Annotated in this window: 14 protein-coding genes and 2 pseudogenes; 5 read left to right on the top strand and 11 right to left on the bottom strand. The window is 62.7% G+C overall.

Annotated elements, in window-relative coordinates:
* The first annotated feature begins 77 nt into the window (after positions 1-77).
* Together O7A61_RS17520 and O7A61_RS17515 are read left to right on the top strand one after the other, a co-directional pair.
* The gene (locus O7A61_RS17520) at positions 78-320 is read left to right on the top strand and encodes a type II toxin-antitoxin system CcdA family antitoxin (RefSeq protein WP_027141817.1); all 243 of its coding nucleotides are present in this window, start codon (positions 78-80) and stop codon (positions 318-320) included.
* Positions 320-619: a CcdB family protein gene (locus O7A61_RS17515; RefSeq protein ID WP_027141816.1), complete on the top strand. Its 300-nt coding sequence runs from the start codon at positions 320-322 to the stop codon at positions 617-619. Before O7A61_RS17520 ends, O7A61_RS17515 begins: the two co-directional genes overlap by 1 nt.
* 18 nt (positions 620-637) lie before the next feature.
* Here O7A61_RS17515 and O7A61_RS17510 read toward each other — a convergent pair whose 3' ends face one another.
* Positions 638-2401 (bottom strand): hypothetical protein, encoded by a 1764-nt coding sequence (locus O7A61_RS17510; RefSeq protein ID WP_337130867.1) that lies wholly within the window; start codon positions 2399-2401, stop codon positions 638-640.
* A 75-nt stretch (positions 2402-2476) separates the two neighbouring features.
* On the bottom strand, positions 2477-3775 hold the full coding sequence (locus O7A61_RS17505) for an adenylosuccinate synthase (protein ID WP_027141814.1): 1299 nt from the start codon (positions 3773-3775) through the stop codon (positions 2477-2479).
* Positions 3776-3985: 210 nt separating this feature from the next.
* Here O7A61_RS17505 and O7A61_RS17500 point away from each other — a divergent pair, with 210 nt between their 5' ends.
* Positions 3986-4903, top strand: coding sequence for a DMT family transporter (locus O7A61_RS17500; protein ID WP_337130866.1), 918 nt, complete (start codon positions 3986-3988; stop codon positions 4901-4903).
* A gap of 204 nt (positions 4904-5107) precedes the next feature.
* Here O7A61_RS17500 and serA read toward each other — a convergent pair whose 3' ends face one another.
* From serA to glmM, 5 genes are all read right to left on the bottom strand, one after another.
* Entirely contained in the window at positions 5108-6709 is a 1602-nt protein-coding gene (serA, locus tag O7A61_RS17495; protein WP_337130865.1) for a phosphoglycerate dehydrogenase, read from the bottom strand.
* Between the two features lie 64 nt (positions 6710-6773).
* A complete protein-coding gene (locus tag O7A61_RS17490) occupies positions 6774-7949 on the bottom strand; it encodes a phosphoserine transaminase (RefSeq protein ID WP_337130864.1) in 1176 nt (391 codons plus the stop codon).
* 254 nt (positions 7950-8203) lie between these two features.
* Positions 8204-9061 (bottom strand): outer membrane protein, encoded by an 858-nt coding sequence (locus O7A61_RS17485; RefSeq protein WP_337130863.1) that lies wholly within the window; start codon positions 9059-9061, stop codon positions 8204-8206.
* A 303-nt stretch (positions 9062-9364) separates the two neighbouring features.
* Positions 9365-10207 (bottom strand): outer membrane protein, encoded by an 843-nt coding sequence (locus tag O7A61_RS17480; protein ID WP_027141809.1) that lies wholly within the window; start codon positions 10205-10207, stop codon positions 9365-9367.
* 247 nt (positions 10208-10454) lie between these two features.
* Positions 10455-11807, bottom strand: a complete 1353-nt coding sequence (gene glmM, locus O7A61_RS17475; RefSeq protein WP_027141808.1) for a phosphoglucosamine mutase — start codon at positions 11805-11807, stop codon at positions 10455-10457.
* A 369-nt stretch (positions 11808-12176) separates the two neighbouring features.
* Here glmM and O7A61_RS17470 point away from each other — a divergent pair, with 369 nt between their 5' ends.
* A complete protein-coding gene (locus O7A61_RS17470) occupies positions 12177-13055 on the top strand; it encodes a hypothetical protein (RefSeq protein WP_337130862.1) in 879 nt (292 codons plus the stop codon).
* 73 nt (positions 13056-13128) lie between these two features.
* Here the strand turns inward: O7A61_RS17470 and O7A61_RS17465 are convergent, their stop codons facing one another.
* Positions 13129-13998 (bottom strand): NAD(P)-dependent oxidoreductase, encoded by an 870-nt coding sequence (locus tag O7A61_RS17465; RefSeq protein ID WP_337130861.1) that lies wholly within the window; start codon positions 13996-13998, stop codon positions 13129-13131.
* 28 nt (positions 13999-14026) lie between these two features.
* A pseudogene (locus tag O7A61_RS17460) lies at positions 14027-14789 on the bottom strand (SDR family oxidoreductase).
* A gap of 183 nt (positions 14790-14972) precedes the next feature.
* Here O7A61_RS17460 and O7A61_RS17455 point away from each other — a divergent pair.
* Positions 14973-15338, top strand: coding sequence for a winged helix-turn-helix transcriptional regulator (locus tag O7A61_RS17455; RefSeq protein WP_337130860.1), 366 nt, complete (start codon positions 14973-14975; stop codon positions 15336-15338).
* A 68-nt stretch (positions 15339-15406) separates the two neighbouring features.
* On the opposite strand, the gene ftsH is transcribed toward O7A61_RS17455, so the two are convergent.
* Both ftsH and O7A61_RS17445 read right to left on the bottom strand, forming a co-directional pair.
* Positions 15407-17332, bottom strand: coding sequence for an ATP-dependent zinc metalloprotease FtsH (ftsH, locus tag O7A61_RS17450; RefSeq protein WP_027141803.1), 1926 nt, complete (start codon positions 17330-17332; stop codon positions 15407-15409).
* 122 nt (positions 17333-17454) lie between these two features.
* Positions 17455-17672: pseudogene (locus tag O7A61_RS17445) on the bottom strand (tRNA lysidine(34) synthetase TilS); the annotation flags it as partial.

Below are 17672 nucleotides of genomic sequence, written 5' to 3'. Positions count from 1 at the left end.
CTGCGGTCGGGGCAGCTTGATTTTATTGCCTCCATATCGGAATGCGCATATATTATGCGCATGTTGCGGAGGCTACCATGCGTAAGATTGCTTTGAATGCGGTCCGTCAGCCAGCAAATCTGTCGATCGACTCGAACCTCATGAGGGAAGCCAAGGGGCTTGATGTGAATGTCTCGCGCGCTGCGGAGGCCGGGATCGCGGAAGCGGTCGCGGCCGAAAAGACGAGGCTGTGGAAGCTTGAGAACCGTCCCACGATAGATGCGTGGAACGACTACATCGACAAAAACGGCATACCGTTGGAAGAGCACCGGCAGTTCTGATGCCCCGCTATGATGTCTTCGCCGGGCGTGTCGAAGGCAATTATTTGCTCGACGTTCAATCCGACCTGCTCGACAATTTCAAAACCCGGGTAGTCATCCCGCTACTGCCGGTCGCAACGGTGCCGCCACCGATGCGAAAGCTTCATCCGATCTTCGACATCAACGGCCGGAAGCTGGTTATGGCGACACACCTGATTGCTACCGTTCCGGCAAGCGAACTGGGCGAAAGTCGGCTGAACCTGACGAAGCATCATGACGAGATCGTTGCTGCGCTCGACATGCTGTTCCAAGGCTTCTGAGCCGAGACGGACCTGAACTCAACCCGCCGTCTTGGCCTGCCAGGCCTTGATCGCCTCGTCGAACACCTTCTCGCCGGGAATGCCCTTTTCCATGGTCAGCAATGCCCGCCGTCCGGTCTTGTAGACCACCGGCACGTCGATCCAGTCCTGGCCGCGCAAGAGAGTCATGTTGGCGTCTTCGTCGGCCTTGGTGTCGTTGAGCGCGACGAGGAAGAAGCCGTCGGCGATCTTGGCCGGGATGCCGATCAGCGGGCTGCCGGCATCCTGTTCGGAGCTCTTCATGGCGACGCGCAATATGTTGTCGACGCCGCCGCCCTCGAAGCCGTCGGGCGTCAGGAAGATCATCTCGATGATATGGCTGGCCGGCAGGGTCTGGTCGGTGTTGCGACGGATGGTCATGCGCAGCTGGATGTCCTTGCCCGGAATGGTCGCCTCGGCACGGATCGCCGGCTCGGGCGGCAGGTCGCCGCCGGGCGATTCCTGCACCAGCGACCAGACGATGCTGCCGGGCTCGGCCGAACCCTGCGCGGTGCTGGTGCGCTCCTCATAGAAAATCGCCTTCTGGCCGACCGGAACCGCGGTCTGCGCAGCAGCCGCGGCCGGTGCCGCCGGCGTCGCGCCTGCCGGTGCGGGCGGCGTTGCGCCTGCCGGCGCGGGGGGCGGCGTGGCGGCGGCATCGGCCGGGACCGCGGGCGCGGTTCCATTGGCGGGTGGTGTCGCGGGCGGGGTGCCCGCTGCGGGCGTGGTCGCGGCTGGCGCGCCTGCCGCGGGCGTACCGGCAGCCGGCGTATTGGCAGCCGGCGCGGGAACCGCCGGCGCTGCCGTGGCCGGCGCATTCGTTGCCGTTGGCGGCGTCGTCAGCGCGGCGACGGATTCGCCCTCGCCTATGCCGCTCTGCCCACCCGCCGGGCCGGGATCGGTTTCGCCGCCTTCAGGCGTCAGCCGCTGCGTGAACTTCGTGCCTTCGGCGCCTGTCGCGGGCGCCGGTGGCGCGGCCGCGGCATCGGTTGCCGGCTTGGCCGGCGTCGTTTTCACCGGTTCGGTCTTGGCAACAACCTTGCTGCCGTCCATGCCCAGCATCTTGCCGAAGGCATCCTTGTTCAGCCAGATGCCGTAACCGCCGCCGGCAACGACCAGCAATGCGACGACGGCGGCGATCAACCCGCCATAGCTGCGCTTGCGTTCAGCCGGGCGCGAACGCTCGAAAGTGTCGGCGCCCGCCGACGCTTCGTCCTCGGCAAAGACATCGTCCTGGTCGTCGTCCCGATTCGCGTCCATCCCCGGCAAGGTCTTTTCCGAAAAGTCCGGAGCGGGCTGCACCGGCGTCGGCCTTTGCCAGCCTGGCTCGGATTTGGCGGCTGGAGCAGGCCGGTAGGGCTCGGGATTCGCGACGGGCTGCGCCGGTTTGTACGGCTCCGGGCTGGCCGCGGCAGGGGCGGGCCGATACGGAGAGGAAGCGGGAACCGGTTCGGCCTTGACTGGCTGCTTGACGTGGCTCGACTGGTTCTTGTTACGGTCGATGGAGGAAAAGATGTGTTCCAGTTCCGCGAGCGGATCCGTCTCCGGAACGCTTTTGACGTACTCACGCTCGACGCCGGCAATGGCGTCGTCCAGCGAGCGTTTCTGTTTGTCGATGGCCTCGGGAGCCAGGGGCGGCGAATATTCCGCAAGCTTCTTCGCCAGCATGGCGCGAACGCTGTTATAGATGCGCGTACGCTTCTCGGGCGTCTCGTCGCCGTGCTTCTCGAACGCGTTTTTCAGAACAGCAACGAAATCTGCCATGCTTCAGTCGACCTGTATTTTGCCTCCGCGCCGGCCCCCGCAAATCAGCCGCGATGCCCGGAAAGGCTTCAGAAACTAGTCTTGAAACGGATCGGTCACAAGTATCGTGTCGTCCCGTTCCGGGCTGGTGGAGAGGAGCGCGACCGGCGCGCCGATCAACTCCTCTATGTATCGGACATATTTGACGGCCTGGGCCGGAAGATCGTTCCAGCTGCGTGCGCCAGCGGTGGTGCCTTTCCAGCCTTCCAGCGTCTCGTAGATGGGTTCGACGCGGGCCTGCGCGCCCTGGCTTGCCGGCAGATAGTCGATCGTCTCGCCGTCGAGCCTGTAGCCGGTACAGACCTTGATCTCGTCCAGCCCGTCGAGCACGTCGAGCTTGGTCAGCGCGATGCCTTTGATGCCGTTGACGGCGACCGCCTGGCGCACCAGCACCGCGTCGAACCAGCCGCAGCGGCGCTTGCGCCCGGTGACGACACCGAATTCATGGCCGCGCGTGCCGAGGAACTCGCCGACCTCGTTCTTCTGCTCGGTCGGGAACGGACCTTCGCCGACGCGCGTCGTGTAGGCCTTGGTGATGCCGAGCACGTAGCCGATGGCGCCCGGGCCGACGCCGGAGCCGGCTGCGGCCTGGCCGGCGACGGTGTTGGACGAGGTGACGAACGGATAGGTGCCGTGGTCGATGTCGAGCAGCGTGCCTTGCGCGCCCTCGAACAGGATGCGCTCGCCGGCGCGGCGCTTGTCGTCGAGCACCTTCCAGACGCGATCCATATAAGGCAGGATGCTGTTCGCGACCGAGGTCAATTCCTGCATGATCGCGTCATGCGTGACTTCGGCATGGCCGAGCCCGCGACGCAGCGCATTGTGGTGCGTCAGCAGCCTGTCGACCTTCAGGGGCAAAGTTTCCAAATCCGCCAGATCCATCACCCGAACCGCGCGCCGGCCCACCTTGTCCTCGTAGGCGGGGCCGATACCGCGTCGGGTCGTGCCAATCTTCGTTCCGGAATTCGAAGCGGCATCCTCGCGGAATCCGTCCAGTTCCCGGTGTACGGACAGGATAAGCGCCGTGTTTTCGGCTATTTTCAGGCGATCCGGCGTCACCTCCACGCCCTGCGCCTTGAGCTTCTCCACTTCGGCGACGAAAGCATGCGGATCAAAGACCACGCCATTGCCGATGATGGACAGCTTGCCTTCCCGCACGACGCCCGAAGGCAGCAGCGACAGCTTGTAGACCTTGCCGTCGACGACCAGCGTATGACCGGCATTGTGGCCGCCCTGGAAACGCACCACGACATCGGCACGCTCCGACAGCCAGTCGACGATTTTGCCCTTCCCTTCGTCGCCCCATTGCGAGCCGACGACCACCACATTGGCCATGTTTCTTTCCCTTGAGACGCCGCCGCGCGGCTTGGATATGGTTCGAAACGACAGGCCTCTATAGCGTCAAGACCTCGCGAGTGCGACCTTTCTTTGCCGCCAAAAATGCGCTGAGGCACAACAATTTCCGGCTTTGACATCATTTACTTGGGCTGGTGGGGGCAATAGGCCGGCAAACACCGCGGCCCATCCCGCGGCCGGAAGCACGCGATGCATCGAAGCGCCTACATATTCCTGCTGCTCACCACCTTGCTGTGGGGCGGCAATTCGGTGGCCGGCAAGCTGGCGGTCGACCACGTCTCGCCGATGACGCTGGTCTTCCTGCGCTGGATGCTGGCCGTGGCGATCCTGCTGCCGATCGGCTGGCGCACGATCCAGGAGGATTGGCATGTTGTGCGCAGGCACTGGTTCGTGCTGGCGGCGCTGGGCGCCAGCGGCTTCACCCTGTTCAACACCATCTTCTACACCGCGCTGAATTACACCACGGCGATCAATGTCTCGATCGAACAGGCGGCGATGCCGATCCTGATCATGACAGCCAATTTCGTTTTCTTCCGCCTGCGCGTGAACTGGGCGCAGATCGCCGGCGTGACGCTGACCATCTTCGGCGTCATCCTGACGGCCTGTCATGGCGATCCCCGCCGGCTGCTGACGCTGGAACTCAATTTCGGAGACGCCATCATGCTGGTCGCGGTCGTTCTCTACAGCGGCTATTCGGTCGGGTTGCGGCTGAAGCCGGCGATGCGCTGGCAGAGCCTGATGCTGGCCATGTCGTTCGCCGCGCTCATCACCTCGCTGCCCTTCTTCCTGTGGGAAGCCGCCGCCGGCAAGGTGATCGTGCCCGATACGCGCGGCTGGGCTGTCATCGTCTACACGGCGATCGGCGCTTCGGTGATCTCGCAGATAACATATATCAGGGGCAACGAGCTCATCGGCGCCAACCGCGCTGGCCTGTTCATCAATCTGGTGCCGATCTTCGGCACACTGCTTTCGGTGCTGATCGTTGGCGAGACCTTTCAGCTCTATCAGGCGCTGGCATTGGTTCTCGTTCTGGGCGGCATCGGGCTCGCCGAACACAGCGGGCGCAAGATGGCTTCTGGCCAGAGCAATTCCAGGAAGCGCGCGTAGCACTTTCCCTAGGTATTGCCATGTAAAGAGTTGAAGCGGTTCGGCGATTCCATCAAACATTGAACCGCTGACTAGAGGCTTCCAAATCATGCCATCGTCGGCAACGGCGCATCCGCCGGGTGGTTCCAGCGGTCATGGAAACGCCCCGCGTGCATGCCGGCAAACGGGGCGTCGTGTGCTTGTCACCTGGGGAGGTGCGGAGAGCTAGATCCCGCCCACGTCGAACTGGAGCCGCTTTGCCGAGTCGATCGACATGTGGCCTCGCACCTGCTCCAGCACTTTTTCCGGGAACGGCGCGTCGAGATAGAGCAGCGCGATGGCGTCGCCGCCGGGTCGGTTGCGCCCAAGCTGGAAGTTAGCGATGTTGACGCCATTCTCGCCGCACACCGTGCCGAGCAGCCCGATGATGCCTGGTGCGTCGGCATTGGTCGTATAGAGCATGTGCTGGCCGACCTCGGCGTCGAGATTGATGCCCTTGATCTGAATGAAGCGCGGCTTGCCGTCGGAGAAGCAGGTGCCGGCGATCGAGCGGGTCCTGTGCTCGGTCTTGACGGTGAGCTTGATATAGCCGTCGAAGACGCCCGACTTGTCGCGCTTGACCTCGGCGACGATGATGCCACGCTCCTTTACCATGATCGGCGCCGAGACCATGTTGACGTCGGCGACCTGCGGCCGGATCAGTCCGGCAAGGGCGGCACTGATCAGCGCGCGGGTGTTCATCGTCGCGGTCGAGCCGTCGAACAATATCTCGACCTCGCTGATCGGATCCTCGGTGACCTGTCCGACAAAGGCGCCGAGCACTTCGGCGAGCTTGACGAACGGCTTCAGCCGCGGCGCCTCTTCCGCCGTGATCGAGGGCATGTTGATGGCGTTGGAGACCGCGCCCTTGATCAGGTAGTCGGCCATCTGCTCGGCGACCTGCAGTGCGACATTCTCCTGCGCTTCCGCCGTCGAGGCGCCAAGGTGTGGTGTTGCCACCACGTTCTCCATGCCGAACAGCGCATTCTGCTCCGCTGGCTCGACCTCGAACACGTCGATGCCGGCGCCCGCCACCTTGCCGCTCTTCAGCGCCGCGACCAGGTCGGCCTCGACCACCAGCCCGCCACGGGCGCAGTTGATGATGCGCACGCCATTCTTCATCTTGGCGATGGCTGCCGCATCGATGATGTTGCGGGTCTTGTCGGTCAGCGGCGTGTGCAGGGTGATGAAGTCGGCGCGGGCGAAGAGTTCGTCCAGTTCCACCTTGTCGACGCCGAGCTCCTCGGCGCGCTTGTCCGACAGGAAAGGGTCGAAGGCGATGACATGCATCTTTAGCCCAACGCCGCGTGTGGCGACGATCGAACCGATGTTGCCGCAGCCGATGATGCCCAGCGTCTTGCCGGTGATCTCGACGCCCATGAAGCGGTTCTTCTCCCATTTGCCCGCATGGGTCGAAGCGTTGGCTTCCGGGATCTGGCGGGCGAGCGCGAAGATCATCGCCACGGCGTGTTCGGCCGTCGTGATCGAATTGCCGAAGGGCGTGTTCATCACGATGACACCCTTGCGGCTTGCCGCCGGGATATCGACATTGTCGACGCCGATGCCGGCACGACCGATGACCTTGAGATTGGTGGCGGCGTTGATCAGCTTCTCGGTGACCTTGGTCGCCGAGCGGATGGCGAGGCCGTCATAGCGGCCGATCACTTCGAGCAGCTTTTCCTTGTCCTTGCCGAGATCGGGCAGATAGTCGACCTCGACGCCGCGATCCTTGAAGATCTGCACGGCCGTGGGAGAGAGTTTGTCAGAGACGAGAACGCGGGGCGCCATGGCGGCCTCCTTGAAAATGGGATTGATCCGGGAATGGGCGGCCCTCGGGCCGCCACGGAGAGTTTCAGGCAGCCGCTTTCAGCGACGCCTTCTGGCTGGCAAAGGCCCAATCGAGCCAGGGCATCAGCGCTTCGAGATCGGAGGCCTCGACGGTTGCGCCGCACCAGATGCGCAATCCCGGCGGGGCATCGCGATAGGAACCGATGTCGTAGGCGACGCCTTCCTTGTCGAGCATCGAGACAAGCCCCTTTGCGAACGCCGCCTGCCCATCAGCGTCGAGCGCCGCGACATCCGGGTCGCTGAAGGACAGGCAGACCGATGTGTTCGAGCGGGTCGCCGGCGCGACGGCGAGATGGCCGAGCCAGGATGAGCTTTCCACGAAACGGTCGAGCACGGCGGCATTGGCATCCGCCCTGGCAATCAGCGCATCGAGGCCGCCGATCGACTTCGCCCAGTTCAACGCGTCGAGATAGTCCTCGACGCAGAGCATCGACGGCGTGTTGATGGTTTCGCCCTTGAAGATGCCCTCGATCAGTTTGCCGCCCGAGGTCAGGCGGAAGATTTTCGGCAACGGCCATGAAGGCTTGTAGCTCTCCAGCCGCGCGACGGCACGCGGCGACAGGATCAGCATGCCATGCGCGCCCTCGCCGCCCAGCACCTTCTGCCAGGAGAAGGTCACGACATCGAGTTTCTCGAAATCGAGCCTTTGCGCGAAGGCTGCGGAAGTAGCGTCGCAGATGGTCAGGCCCTTGCGATCGGCGGGAATGAAGCCTCCGTCCGGCACGCGCACACCCGAGGTCGTGCCGTTCCAGGTGAAGACCACATCGCGATCGAAATCGATCCTGCTCAGATCCGGCAGTGCGCCATAGCCGGCTTCGATCTTGCGGACATCGGCGAGTTTCAGCTGCTTGACCACGTCGGTGACCCAGCCGGAGCCGAAGCTTTCCCAGGCGACCATGTCGACGCCGCGCTCGCCGAGCAGTGACCACAGCGCCATTTCGACGGCACCTGTGTCGGAGGCCGGCACGATGCCGATGCGGTAGTCGGCCGGGACCTTGAGAATCTCGCGCGTCAACGCGATCGCCTGCTCGAGCTTGGTCTTGCCGATTTTGGCGCGGTGGGAACGGCCGAGCGCGGCGGATTTCAGCGCCTCGACCGACCAGCCGGGACGTTTTGCGCAGGGACCTGAGGAAAAATTGGGATTTGCCGGACGGAGTCCGGGCTTCGCATGCGTCGTCATCGTGGTCTATCCTTCCAGATAGTGGCCCCTCGTTGGGGAGGGGTGGCCCACGGACGGCGATATGCGTTCAGGCCTCGGGCGTCAAGAGGAAAGTTTTTGTCGCTGCCGGGATACCAGACGCATATCGCCCAAAAGTGCGCGGCGGACAGCGACATGTAATCAAACAAGAAATGTCTGCGATCAGGATTTCGGGATCCAAACGCAAACGGCGGACCTCAGGGATCCGCCGCCAAAGTCCCGGTCTTTCCCAGGCCTTACCAGAGGTCGTAGCGCAGCCCGAGCTTGACCGTCTGGTAGTCTATGCCCTTGTGAATGTTGAAGGCGCCATTGTCATAGGCGACATATTTGCCGTCCGGCACCGAGAAATACTCATAGCCAAGATCGACGGAAACGTTCTTCGTAACCTGATAAGACAGCCCGGCGCCGATCGAGTAAGCGAAGTTGAATTTGGCGGCCGTATCGGTTTGGCCATCATACCCTGCGGGGTCATTGCAGAAAAACCCGCCCGTTCCGGCGGAATTTACCGGTGTTTCCACACAATCCTTGGCGCCGATGCTCTTGTAATATTTGTTGTACGCAAGGCCGATACCGCCGCCGATATAAGGAGTGATCCCGACATAAGTGCCGAGATCGACATAGCCATTGGCCATCAGGCTGTAGGCTTTGTTGCTGCCGTTGTCGATCTGGTCGCACAACTGCGATGCGGGCGCGGAATTGATGGTTCCGAAACCGTCATCTACGAGCGTCGTGCCTTTGCAAGTGGTGGCAAGTTTCTGATGATCGGCGAATTTATTGGTCGGCAGAATCCCGCCATTCAGCTCCACCCGAAGATAGTCGTTGACGTGATAGCCCATGCCGACGCTGCCTGTAAAAAGGCTGCTCTCGGACGTAAAGCTGTTCAGGGGCCCGCTCGAGACCTCCTCGTGGCCGAATGGGTGGCTGAACGCATAGCCGACATCGCCGCGCAGGTACCAGCCCGAGCCGACTTCGACCGGCACATAGTCGGGTGCCTGGTCGACATAGATCGGTGGATCGTAGTCGGCGGCTATTGCAGGCGTCAGCGGCAACAGGAATGCGGCAAGCGCCAGCCCCATACGCGATATTGATATCATGGTCCCCGGCTCCCGAATTCGGCGCGTCGCATAGGTGACGGCACCATCGTTTCAGGAAGCATTGTTAACCATAGTGGTTAAGTCACGGTTAAGGCTAACAGAGAGTTAGCGAATTGATTTCGCTCATGCATGTCGCCCAAAATGGCCTGACTTTGGCGAAGCCGGCATGCAGGAAAGCAAAGGTCTGAAGTGTGCCGCTTGGATCTATTTCGATGCGAAGTCTGAAGTACTTCCCTGGCGACAGCCCAAACGAAAACCGCCCGGCTGGGCCGGGCGGTTCGCATATATCAGGTCGTGCAAGTCTTACTTGGTGTAGATCGGCTCGGGTTCGGGCTGGTAGGCCACCACCGGTGCGGCGCAACCGTTGTTGCCGCCGAACTGGTAGCGCAGGCCACCCCGCACTTCGTGGGTGTTGAAGCCATGGTCGAAGCCGGGCCCGGCGCTGCTCGTGTCGTATTCGAACATGCGGCCGCCCTGGATATGGGAGAAGCGGTAGCCAGCATCGAGGATGATCTTGTCGGTCAGGCAGTAGGAAGCACCGGCCATGACCGCGTAGGCGAAACGCCAGTTGGACGCGCCAGGATTGGTCTCGGTGGTGTTCGGATCGTGGACGGTATCCCACTTGATGCGCGCACCGCCGATGCCGGCGCCGACATAGGGCGTGATCCCGTGCCAGGTGCCGATATCCACATAGGCATTGGCCAGCAGCAGCAAGGCGCTCATCTTCGACACTTCGGTCGAGGTCGAGGTGAGATCCGAGGTTCCGCCATTGAAATTCGATTTGAACCAGTAGTCGGCGGTCAGGTCGGTGCGGAAGTGTTCGTTGATCTTGTAGCCGACGCCGCCGCCGAGCGAGAAGCCGCCCTTGAGCTTGCCATAGTCGAAAGTCTTGCTGCCGGCGACACCGACAGGAGGTCCGCAGGGGCAAGGGGCGGCCCCATAGGTGATGTAGTCGATGTCGCCCACCTTCGACTTGTGATAGTCGATGTCGCCGCGGATATACCAGCCGCCGACGTCCACCGGCTGCTCGTAGACCGGTGGCGGTGCCTCTTCGACCTGTGGCTCCGGCAGGTCGGCTGCGAACACCGGCCAGGCCAAACCCGCGAACAGCAGCGCGAACAGGGCCTTTCTTGCTGTATTGAACATGCTTGTCACCCCTAGAAACCTCGGAACGGCGATCGTGTCCGAATGAGATTGGCTTTCAGGCGTGGATAATGAATTGCAAAGGTTAAAAGGCGTTTAACCCTGTCGATTAACCACGAACCTCTAAAGTTCCAGCGATTCGGCGATGATTTCGACAGAAGGAGACCAGTTGTGGCCAACAAAAAGCCCGCCGGAGGGGCGAGCTTCGATGCAACCAAGGCGGCGCGCGACGCCTTCCCCTGGGCGGCGATCAGGCGGCGCTGCGGGTTTCCGAGATCACCCCGACGATGTCGTTGACCACGGCCTCGACCAGCTGCGGATCGTCGCCCTCGGCCATGACACGGATCAGCGGCTCGGTCCCGGATGGACGGATGACCAGCCGCCCGGCCTTGCCGAGACGGTGGCGGGCGTCTTCGATCGCGGCCTTGACCGGGGCTTCCTCCAGCGGCTTGCCGCCGGCGATGCGAACGTTCTTCAACAGTTGCGGCACCGGCTCGAACTTCTTCGACAGTTCGCTGACCGGGCGGCCCTGCCGCTTGATGCAGGCCAGCACCTGCAGCGCCGAGACCAGACCGTCGCCCGTGGTCGAAAAGTCGGACAGCACGATGTGGCCCGACTGCTCGCCGCCGACATTGAGCCCATGCGCGCGCATATGCTCCACGACATAGCGGTCGCCGACCTTGGTGCGGTGCAATTGCAGCTTCATGTCGCCGAGAAAGCGTTCGAGGCCGAGATTGGACATGATCGTCGAAACGACGCCGCCGCCGGCCAGCCGCCCGCTCTGGTGCCATGACTCGGCGATCAGCGCCATGATCTGGTCGCCGTCGACGATGGCCCCGTTCTCATCGACGATGACGACGCGGTCGGCATCGCCATCGAGCGCGATGCCGATGTCGGCGCGCACTTCATGCACCTTCTTCTGCAGCCCGGCCGGATGGGTCGAGCCGCATTCCCTGTTGATGTTGAAGCCGTTGGGTTCGACATTGATGGCCACGACCTCTGCGCCAAGTTCCCACAGCGCCTCGGGCGCCACCTTGTAGGCAGCGCCATTGGCGCAGTCGACGACGATCCTGAGGCCCGAAAGCGACATCGAGCGTGGCAAGGTGCGCTTGGCGAACTCGATGTAGCGGTCATGCACGCCGTCGACGCGCTTGGCGCGGCCAAGCCCGTCGGAATCGGCGAGCGCCAGTTCGATATCCTTGTCGAGCATGCTCTCGATGCGTTCTTCGATCTCGTCGGAGAGCTTGTAGCCGTCAGGCCCGAACAGCTTGATGCCGTTGTCGTAATAGGGATTGTGCGAGGCCGAGATCATGACGCCGATGTCGGCACGCAGCGAACGCACCAGCATGGCCACCGCCGGCGTCGGGATCGGGCCGAGCAGGAACACGTCCATGCCGGCGGCGCAAAGGCCGGCCACCATCGCGTTCTCGATCATATAGCCGGAAAGCCTGGTGTCCTTGCCGAGCACGACACGATGGCGATGGCTGCCGCGCTGGAACGAAAGACCGGCGGCCATGCCAACTCGCATAGCGATTTCGGCGGTCATCGGAAACTTGTTGGCGCGCCCGCGAATGCCATCCGTGCCGAAGTAATTCCCTGCCATGCTAACCGGTACCCTCGATTGTCCTTAGCCGGCACGTCATGCCACAATTGGCCGCCGTGCCTCGATCACATTGTGTGATTATATGTTACCAATCCTTAGAAAATCATTGTTGTGCACTGCACACAACATGGCGGCAGCTTAGCATGGAGACGCGGTTGCGTCACAATATACCAGTTTTGCGAGCCATTCGGCGCGGATGCACCCCGAGAATTCTTGCTTCGGCGGCCGTCAGGTCAAATGATTTCATCACCTTGTCGTCAGAACGCGATTTTCGGCGATATATACGCCACTTGGCATCTGGCGCAACCGACCGTTGAGCGTTATTGATTCGCTGGGACGTATAATGGGCTGCAGCCACGGAGAAACGCTATGCTCATCCACCGAATTGCTACTCTGACAGGCCTTGCGGTCGCGACGTTGTTCCTGGCCGCGCCAGCCAACGCGCTGACGATGGCCGAATGCAGCACGAAGTATAACGCCGCCAAGGACGCGGGGACACTTGCCGGGGCGACCTGGAACCAGTTCCGCAAGGCACAGTGCGGCACCGACGCCGCGGCCACCACCGACACCAAGGCGGCCACGACCAAGGCTGCTGAAACCAAGGCTGCTGAAACCAAGCCGGCCGAAACCAAGCCGGCCAAGACCACCAAGGCTGCCGCTGCGGCCGCCGACAGCACGGCCAAGGGCCTGACCGCCAAGGAATGCAGCACCAAGTACCAGGCGGCCAAGGCCGCCGGCACGCTGAACGGCATGAAGTGGAACGACTTCCGCAAAACCGAATGCGCCGCTGGCGCATCCGCCGCCGCTGACACCACCAAGCCGGCGACCACCAAGGCTGCGACCACGACCGCCCCGGCCGCCGCTGCTGGCAAGGGCCTCAGCATGGCCGAATGCAGCACCAAATATCAGGCTGCCAAGACGGCGAATACGCTGAACGGCATGAAGTGGAACGACTTCCGCAAGAGCGAATGCGGCGCCAGCGCCTCTGACGATGATACCGTGCCGGCTCCGAGCGAGGCGACCTACACCAAGGAACCAGCAAAGCCGACTGCTGTGGCGCCGAAGGGCGTGACTTTCCCGACCGCCATCTCGCCGAAATTCGCCAGCGAGACCCCGGCCAAGGGCCGCATGCACACCTGCCTCGAACAGTACTACGCCAACAAGGACGCCAACACGCTTGGCGGCCTGAAGTGGATCCAGAAGGGCGGCGGCTTCTACAGCCTCTGCAATGCCAAGCTGAAGAGCTGATCGACCGCATCTGAAAAAACAAAGCCCGCGAGCCGCAAGGTTCGCGGGCTTTTTTGCTCGGCAGTGACCAAGCTCAACTCCCTTGCTTGGAGAGGAGCCCGACCAGACTTGAAAGATCGGCGTTGGCCATGCCAGCCGCCACACCGCGTCGCATAAGATTTTGCATCGGCAAGACGAGTTCAGTGCTGACATCAGCCGCTTTGCTGGCATCGACCAGATTGACATAGGCATCTGCCTGCATGCCCAGATTGGAAACGACATTGGCGGTGTGGTCGCCACTGTCAATCTGTTGCGCCCATTTCGGCAATCCGCCTTGCATCGCCTGAAGCCACGATGTCAGCAGCGGCATGAATTCGCCGGCGGAGATTCCAGCCTTGCCCGTCAATGCCAATGCCTGCAGGACACCGGCGAACAGCCCGTACATGCCGGCCAGGAGCGAGATGTCGTAGAGTGGCGCGAGACCGGCATCCTCGCCAAGATACTTGCTGGTGCCGAGCGCATCGAGCCGACCTGCATGACCGTCGAACGCTTGCTTGGAGCCACTGTAGAATATCAAGGCATTCTGCCCGCCGATCATCGGCGGTACCGCCATGATGCCGCCGTCGATATAGTCGGCACCGCATTGGGCGACCCAGACGGACATCGCTCGCGCCTGTTCGGGTGTGCCGTTGGTGAGATTGACCAATGTGCGGCCCGAAAGCGCGTCCCCTGCGGGACCGAGCACCTCATGGACAGTGTCGTAGACCAGAAGGCATGCCACGATCAGCGGGCTCGACCTGACCGCCTCCTCGACATTCCTGGCCACTATGGCGCCCTTGGCCGCGACGAGCTCCGACTTTGCCGCTGAGCGGTTCCACACCGTCACCGCGTGCCCCTTCTCAAGAAAGGCTTCGGCGAGCGCCGTGCCCATGGCGCCGAGGCCGATTACAGCAATATCGCTCATCCTGCTTTTCCTTTGTTCGCTTCGCCGGTCACGCCGGCAGAGGACTCAGATCCTGGCCAAGGCCGCCATCCACGGCCAGCCGGGCACCCGTGGTGAAGGTTGCGTCGAAAGCCAGGAACAGCACCGCACGCGCCACCTCCTCGATCGTGCCGTGACGCTTCATCGGCGTGACCTCGTCGCCTATCCTGATGAAGGCCGCGCGCTCCTCGGCGGAAGCGCTGGCCACACCCATTGTCGGTGTGTCGATGAAGCCGGGGCTGACCACATTCACGCGGATCCGGCGCGGCAGCAGTTCGGCGGCCAGCACCTTGGCGAAGGCGCGAAGTGCTGCCTTCGACCCGGAATAGACGCTCATGCCGCCGGTGCCGGATTCGTCGGCGACGGACGAGGTGAAGACGATGGCGCCGCCATCCCTGATGAGGGGCAAGAGCCGCTGAACGGTGAAGAAGGCCCCTTGGTATTGATGTTGAAGATGCGGTCGTAGCTGTCTTCGGTCACCTGCGGCACCGGCTCCAGATAGGCGATCCCGGCATTGACGTGCAGGAAATCGATCTGGCCGAGCTTCTGCCCGACCTCCGCGCCGAGTGTAACGATAGCGGCCATGTCGCCGATGTCGGACCGCAGCACATGGGCGCGCGAAAACAGCCTGTCCGTGCGGCATCGATGTTGCGTTCGTCACGGCCGGTGACCACCACCTCGGCGCCGCCCTCGACCAATGCCTCGGCGACAGCGAGCCCCATGCCGTGGGTTCCGCCGATCACCACGGCTTTGCTGTTTGCGTATCGTGTCATGATGCATCCTTTTGACAAAATCCTGCCCTCGACGGCCTTTGCAGGCCGAAGCGGGATACCGATATGGTGTTGTGGTGCTCGCCGGTGTTTGCGATCTGGTCCGAAGCTATGGGCCGACTTGGTTTTTCTCAAGTACCGACAAAAATGTAAGCCACCCACCGATTGCTCAGAATTGGATGAAACATGGGAAAGAAACAGCCAGATAGTTGCGGACTTGGACCCGCACTCGAGGTGATCGGCGGCAAATGGAAAGCGTTGCTGCTCTGGCAGATACACAAAGCGCCAGCGCGATTCGGCGAGCTGAAGCGCCTGGTGCCCGACATCAGCGAAAAAATGCTGATCCAGCAGCTGCGCGAAATGGCGGCGGACGGCATCGTCCATCGCCAGGTCTTCCCCGAAGTGCCGCCCAGGGTCGAATATTCCATCACCGACTTCGGCATCGAGTTGGACAATGCCCTGATCCCGCTCGCTAGATGGGGCAAGCAACATGCGGTGCGGACTGAAAGGCGCCCCGGCAAGGCAGATGTGCCTGCGCCGCACGCTTCGTGACCAGCACCGAATAAAAAAATGCCGCGGTTTGAAGCCGCGGCGTTTTTCTTAGAACCAGGAAGCTAAGCTCAGCTGGACGGCTGCGGCTCCATGCCGCCTTCGGGCTCGGGGCCCTTCTTGCGGCGGCCGGACTTCGGCACGGCCGAGCCACGGCTCGGCGGCGTGTCGTCACCGAGATCGCGCGAGGGCTTCTGCCCGGCGATCAACTGCTTGATCTCCTCGCCGGACAGCGTCTCGTATTCGAGCAGGCCCTGCGCCAGAGCGATCCATTCCTTCTTCTTCTTGGTCAGGATGGATTTAGCCGTGGAATAGGCTTCGTCGATCAGGCGGCGCACCTCGCCGTCGATGATCTGCGCGGTCTCTTCCGAGATGTTCTGCGTACGCGCCACCGAATGGCCGAGGAACACTTCCTCCTGGTTGTCGCCATAGGCGACATGACCGAGCTTGTCGGAGAAGCCCCAGCGCGTGACCATGGCGCGCGCCAGCTTGGTCGCCTGCTCGATGTCGGAGGAAGCACCGGACGTGATGTTCTCCTTGCCGAACTTGAACTCCTCGGCGACGCGGCCGCCCATCATGATGGCGAGGCGCGAGATCATGTATTTGTAGCTCATGGAGTAGCGGTCGCCTTCCGGCAACTGCATGACCATGCCGAGCGCGCGGCCCCGCGGGATGATGGTCGCCTTGTGCAGCGGATCGGCCGACGGCACGTTGAGCGCCAGGATGGCGTGGCCGGCCTCGTGATAGGCGGTCAGCTCCTTCTCGGCCTGGGTCATGGCCGACGAGCGGCGCTCGGCGCCCATCATGATCTTGTCCTTGGCGTCCTCGAACTCGGCCATGGTGACGAGGCGCTTGTTGCGCCGCGCCGCCATCAGCGCGGATTCGTTGACCAGGTTCATCAGGTCGGCGCCGGAGAAGCCGGGCGTACCACGAGCGACGACCTTGAGGTCGACGTTGGGCGCCAGCGGCACGTTGCGCACATGCACCTTGAGGATCTTCTCGCGGCCGACGATGTCGGGGTTCGGCACCACCACCTGGCGGTCGAAACGGCCTGGACGCAGCAATGCCGGATCGAGCACGTCAGGGCGGTTGGTGGCGGCGATCAGGATGATGCTTTCGTTGGACTCGAAGCCGTCCATCTCGACCAGCAGCTGGTTCAGCGTCTGCTCGCGCTCGTCATTGCCGCCGCCGAGGCCGGCGCCGCGATGGCGGCCAACGGCGTCGATTTCGTCGATGAAGATGATGCAGGGCGCATTCTTCTTGGCTTGGTCGAACATGTCGCGGACGCGGCTGGCGCCGACGCCGACGAACATCTCGACGAAGTCCGAGCCCGAAATGGTGAAGAACGGCACGTTGGCTTCACCGGCGACCGAGCGGGCAAGCAGCGTCTTGCCGGTGCCGGGAGGGCCGACCAGCAGCACGCCGCGCGGAATCTTGCCGCCGAGGCGCTGGAATTTCTGCGGATCGCGCAGGAACTCGACGATCTCTTCGAGATCTTCCTTGGCCTCGTCGACGCCGGCGACGTCCTGGAAGGTGACGCGGCCATGCGCCTCGGTCAGGAGCTTGGCCTTCGACTTGCCGAAGCCCATGGCGCGCCCGGAGCCTGACTGCATCTGGCGCATGAAGAATATCCACACGCCGAGGATGAGGATCATCGGCAGCCACGAGATCAGGTAGCCGAACAGCGAATTGGAACCGTCGGTCTCGGGCCGCGCATTGATGGTGACGTTCTTGTCCTGCAGCCGCGAGACCAGCTGGGGATCGCCGGGCGAATAGGTCTGGAAGCCACTGGAATTGTCGGTGTAGGTGCCGGTGATGCGAGCGCCCGCGATGGTCACCGTCTTGACCCGGCCGGCCGCGACATCCTGCAGGAACTGCGAATAAGGCACATCGCTCGAAGCCCCGCGCGTCTGCGGTGTCTGGAACAGATTGAAGAGGGCGATGAGCAGGACCGCTATGATCGCCCAGAGCGCGAGGTTGCGATAGTTCGGATTCATCAATTGTCCCGTTGGCGTCCGCGAGCGGACAGCATCATGAGAGGAAACTTGGGCCTAACATAGGGAGAGCGTCCCCCCTTGCCAAGCAGAACAGCATGTCTGGGTTAAGCTTTCGCCCAGCATCAACCGGCACTGTGGCCACGCAATGGCAAGGCGGGAAGCGGCGCCGCGCCGATCAACCCGGCGACAGCGCGTGCCGGGGCCAGATCGAAGGACGGCAGGAAGCGCGCAAAGGGGCTAACGTTCGGCGAGGCCGCGAACCCTTGCGGTGCGGGCCAATCAGGCGCCGGACCAGCCTTCTCGACGGCCTCCAGCAGGGTTGGTTCAGCCGCCAATGCCG

Source organism: Mesorhizobium sp. Cs1321R2N1 (assembly GCF_037179725.1).
GTDB classification, from domain to species: Bacteria; Pseudomonadota; Alphaproteobacteria; order Rhizobiales; family Rhizobiaceae; genus Mesorhizobium; species Mesorhizobium salmacidum.
Note: the sequence above shows the minus strand (reverse complement) of the source record. Positions and strands in the feature narration are given on the sequence as shown.

What these genes read in the sequence shown, in the direction of transcription:
- O7A61_RS17490 (WP_337130864.1), bottom strand. Translation starts at nt 7,949, where the DNA reads ATGACGACGCATGCGAAGCCCGGACTCCGTCCGGCAAATCCCAATTTT.
- O7A61_RS17500 (WP_337130866.1), top strand. Translation starts at nt 3,986, where the DNA reads ATGCATCGAAGCGCCTACATATTCCTGCTGCTCACCACCTTGCTGTGG.
- O7A61_RS17485 (WP_337130863.1), bottom strand. Translation starts at nt 9,061, where the DNA reads ATGATATCAATATCGCGTATGGGGCTGGCGCTTGCCGCATTCCTGTTG.
- O7A61_RS17480 (WP_027141809.1), bottom strand. Translation starts at nt 10,207, where the DNA reads ATGTTCAATACAGCAAGAAAGGCCCTGTTCGCGCTGCTGTTCGCGGGT.
- O7A61_RS17520 (WP_027141817.1), top strand. Translation starts at nt 78, where the DNA reads ATGCGTAAGATTGCTTTGAATGCGGTCCGTCAGCCAGCAAATCTGTCG.
- O7A61_RS17470 (WP_337130862.1), top strand. Translation starts at nt 12,177, where the DNA reads ATGCTCATCCACCGAATTGCTACTCTGACAGGCCTTGCGGTCGCGACG.
- O7A61_RS17510 (WP_337130867.1), bottom strand. Translation starts at nt 2,401, where the DNA reads ATGGCAGATTTCGTTGCTGTTCTGAAAAACGCGTTCGAGAAGCACGGC.
- glmM (WP_027141808.1), bottom strand. Translation starts at nt 11,807, where the DNA reads ATGGCAGGGAATTACTTCGGCACGGATGGCATTCGCGGGCGCGCCAAC.
- O7A61_RS17455 (WP_337130860.1), top strand. Translation starts at nt 14,973, where the DNA reads ATGGGAAAGAAACAGCCAGATAGTTGCGGACTTGGACCCGCACTCGAG.
- ftsH (WP_027141803.1), bottom strand. Translation starts at nt 17,332, where the DNA reads ATGAATCCGAACTATCGCAACCTCGCGCTCTGGGCGATCATAGCGGTC.
- O7A61_RS17505 (WP_027141814.1), bottom strand. Translation starts at nt 3,775, where the DNA reads ATGGCCAATGTGGTGGTCGTCGGCTCGCAATGGGGCGACGAAGGGAAG.
- O7A61_RS17465 (WP_337130861.1), bottom strand. Translation starts at nt 13,998, where the DNA reads ATGAGCGATATTGCTGTAATCGGCCTCGGCGCCATGGGCACGGCGCTC.
- serA (WP_337130865.1), bottom strand. Translation starts at nt 6,709, where the DNA reads ATGGCGCCCCGCGTTCTCGTCTCTGACAAACTCTCTCCCACGGCCGTG.
- O7A61_RS17515 (WP_027141816.1), top strand. Translation starts at nt 320, where the DNA reads ATGCCCCGCTATGATGTCTTCGCCGGGCGTGTCGAAGGCAATTATTTG.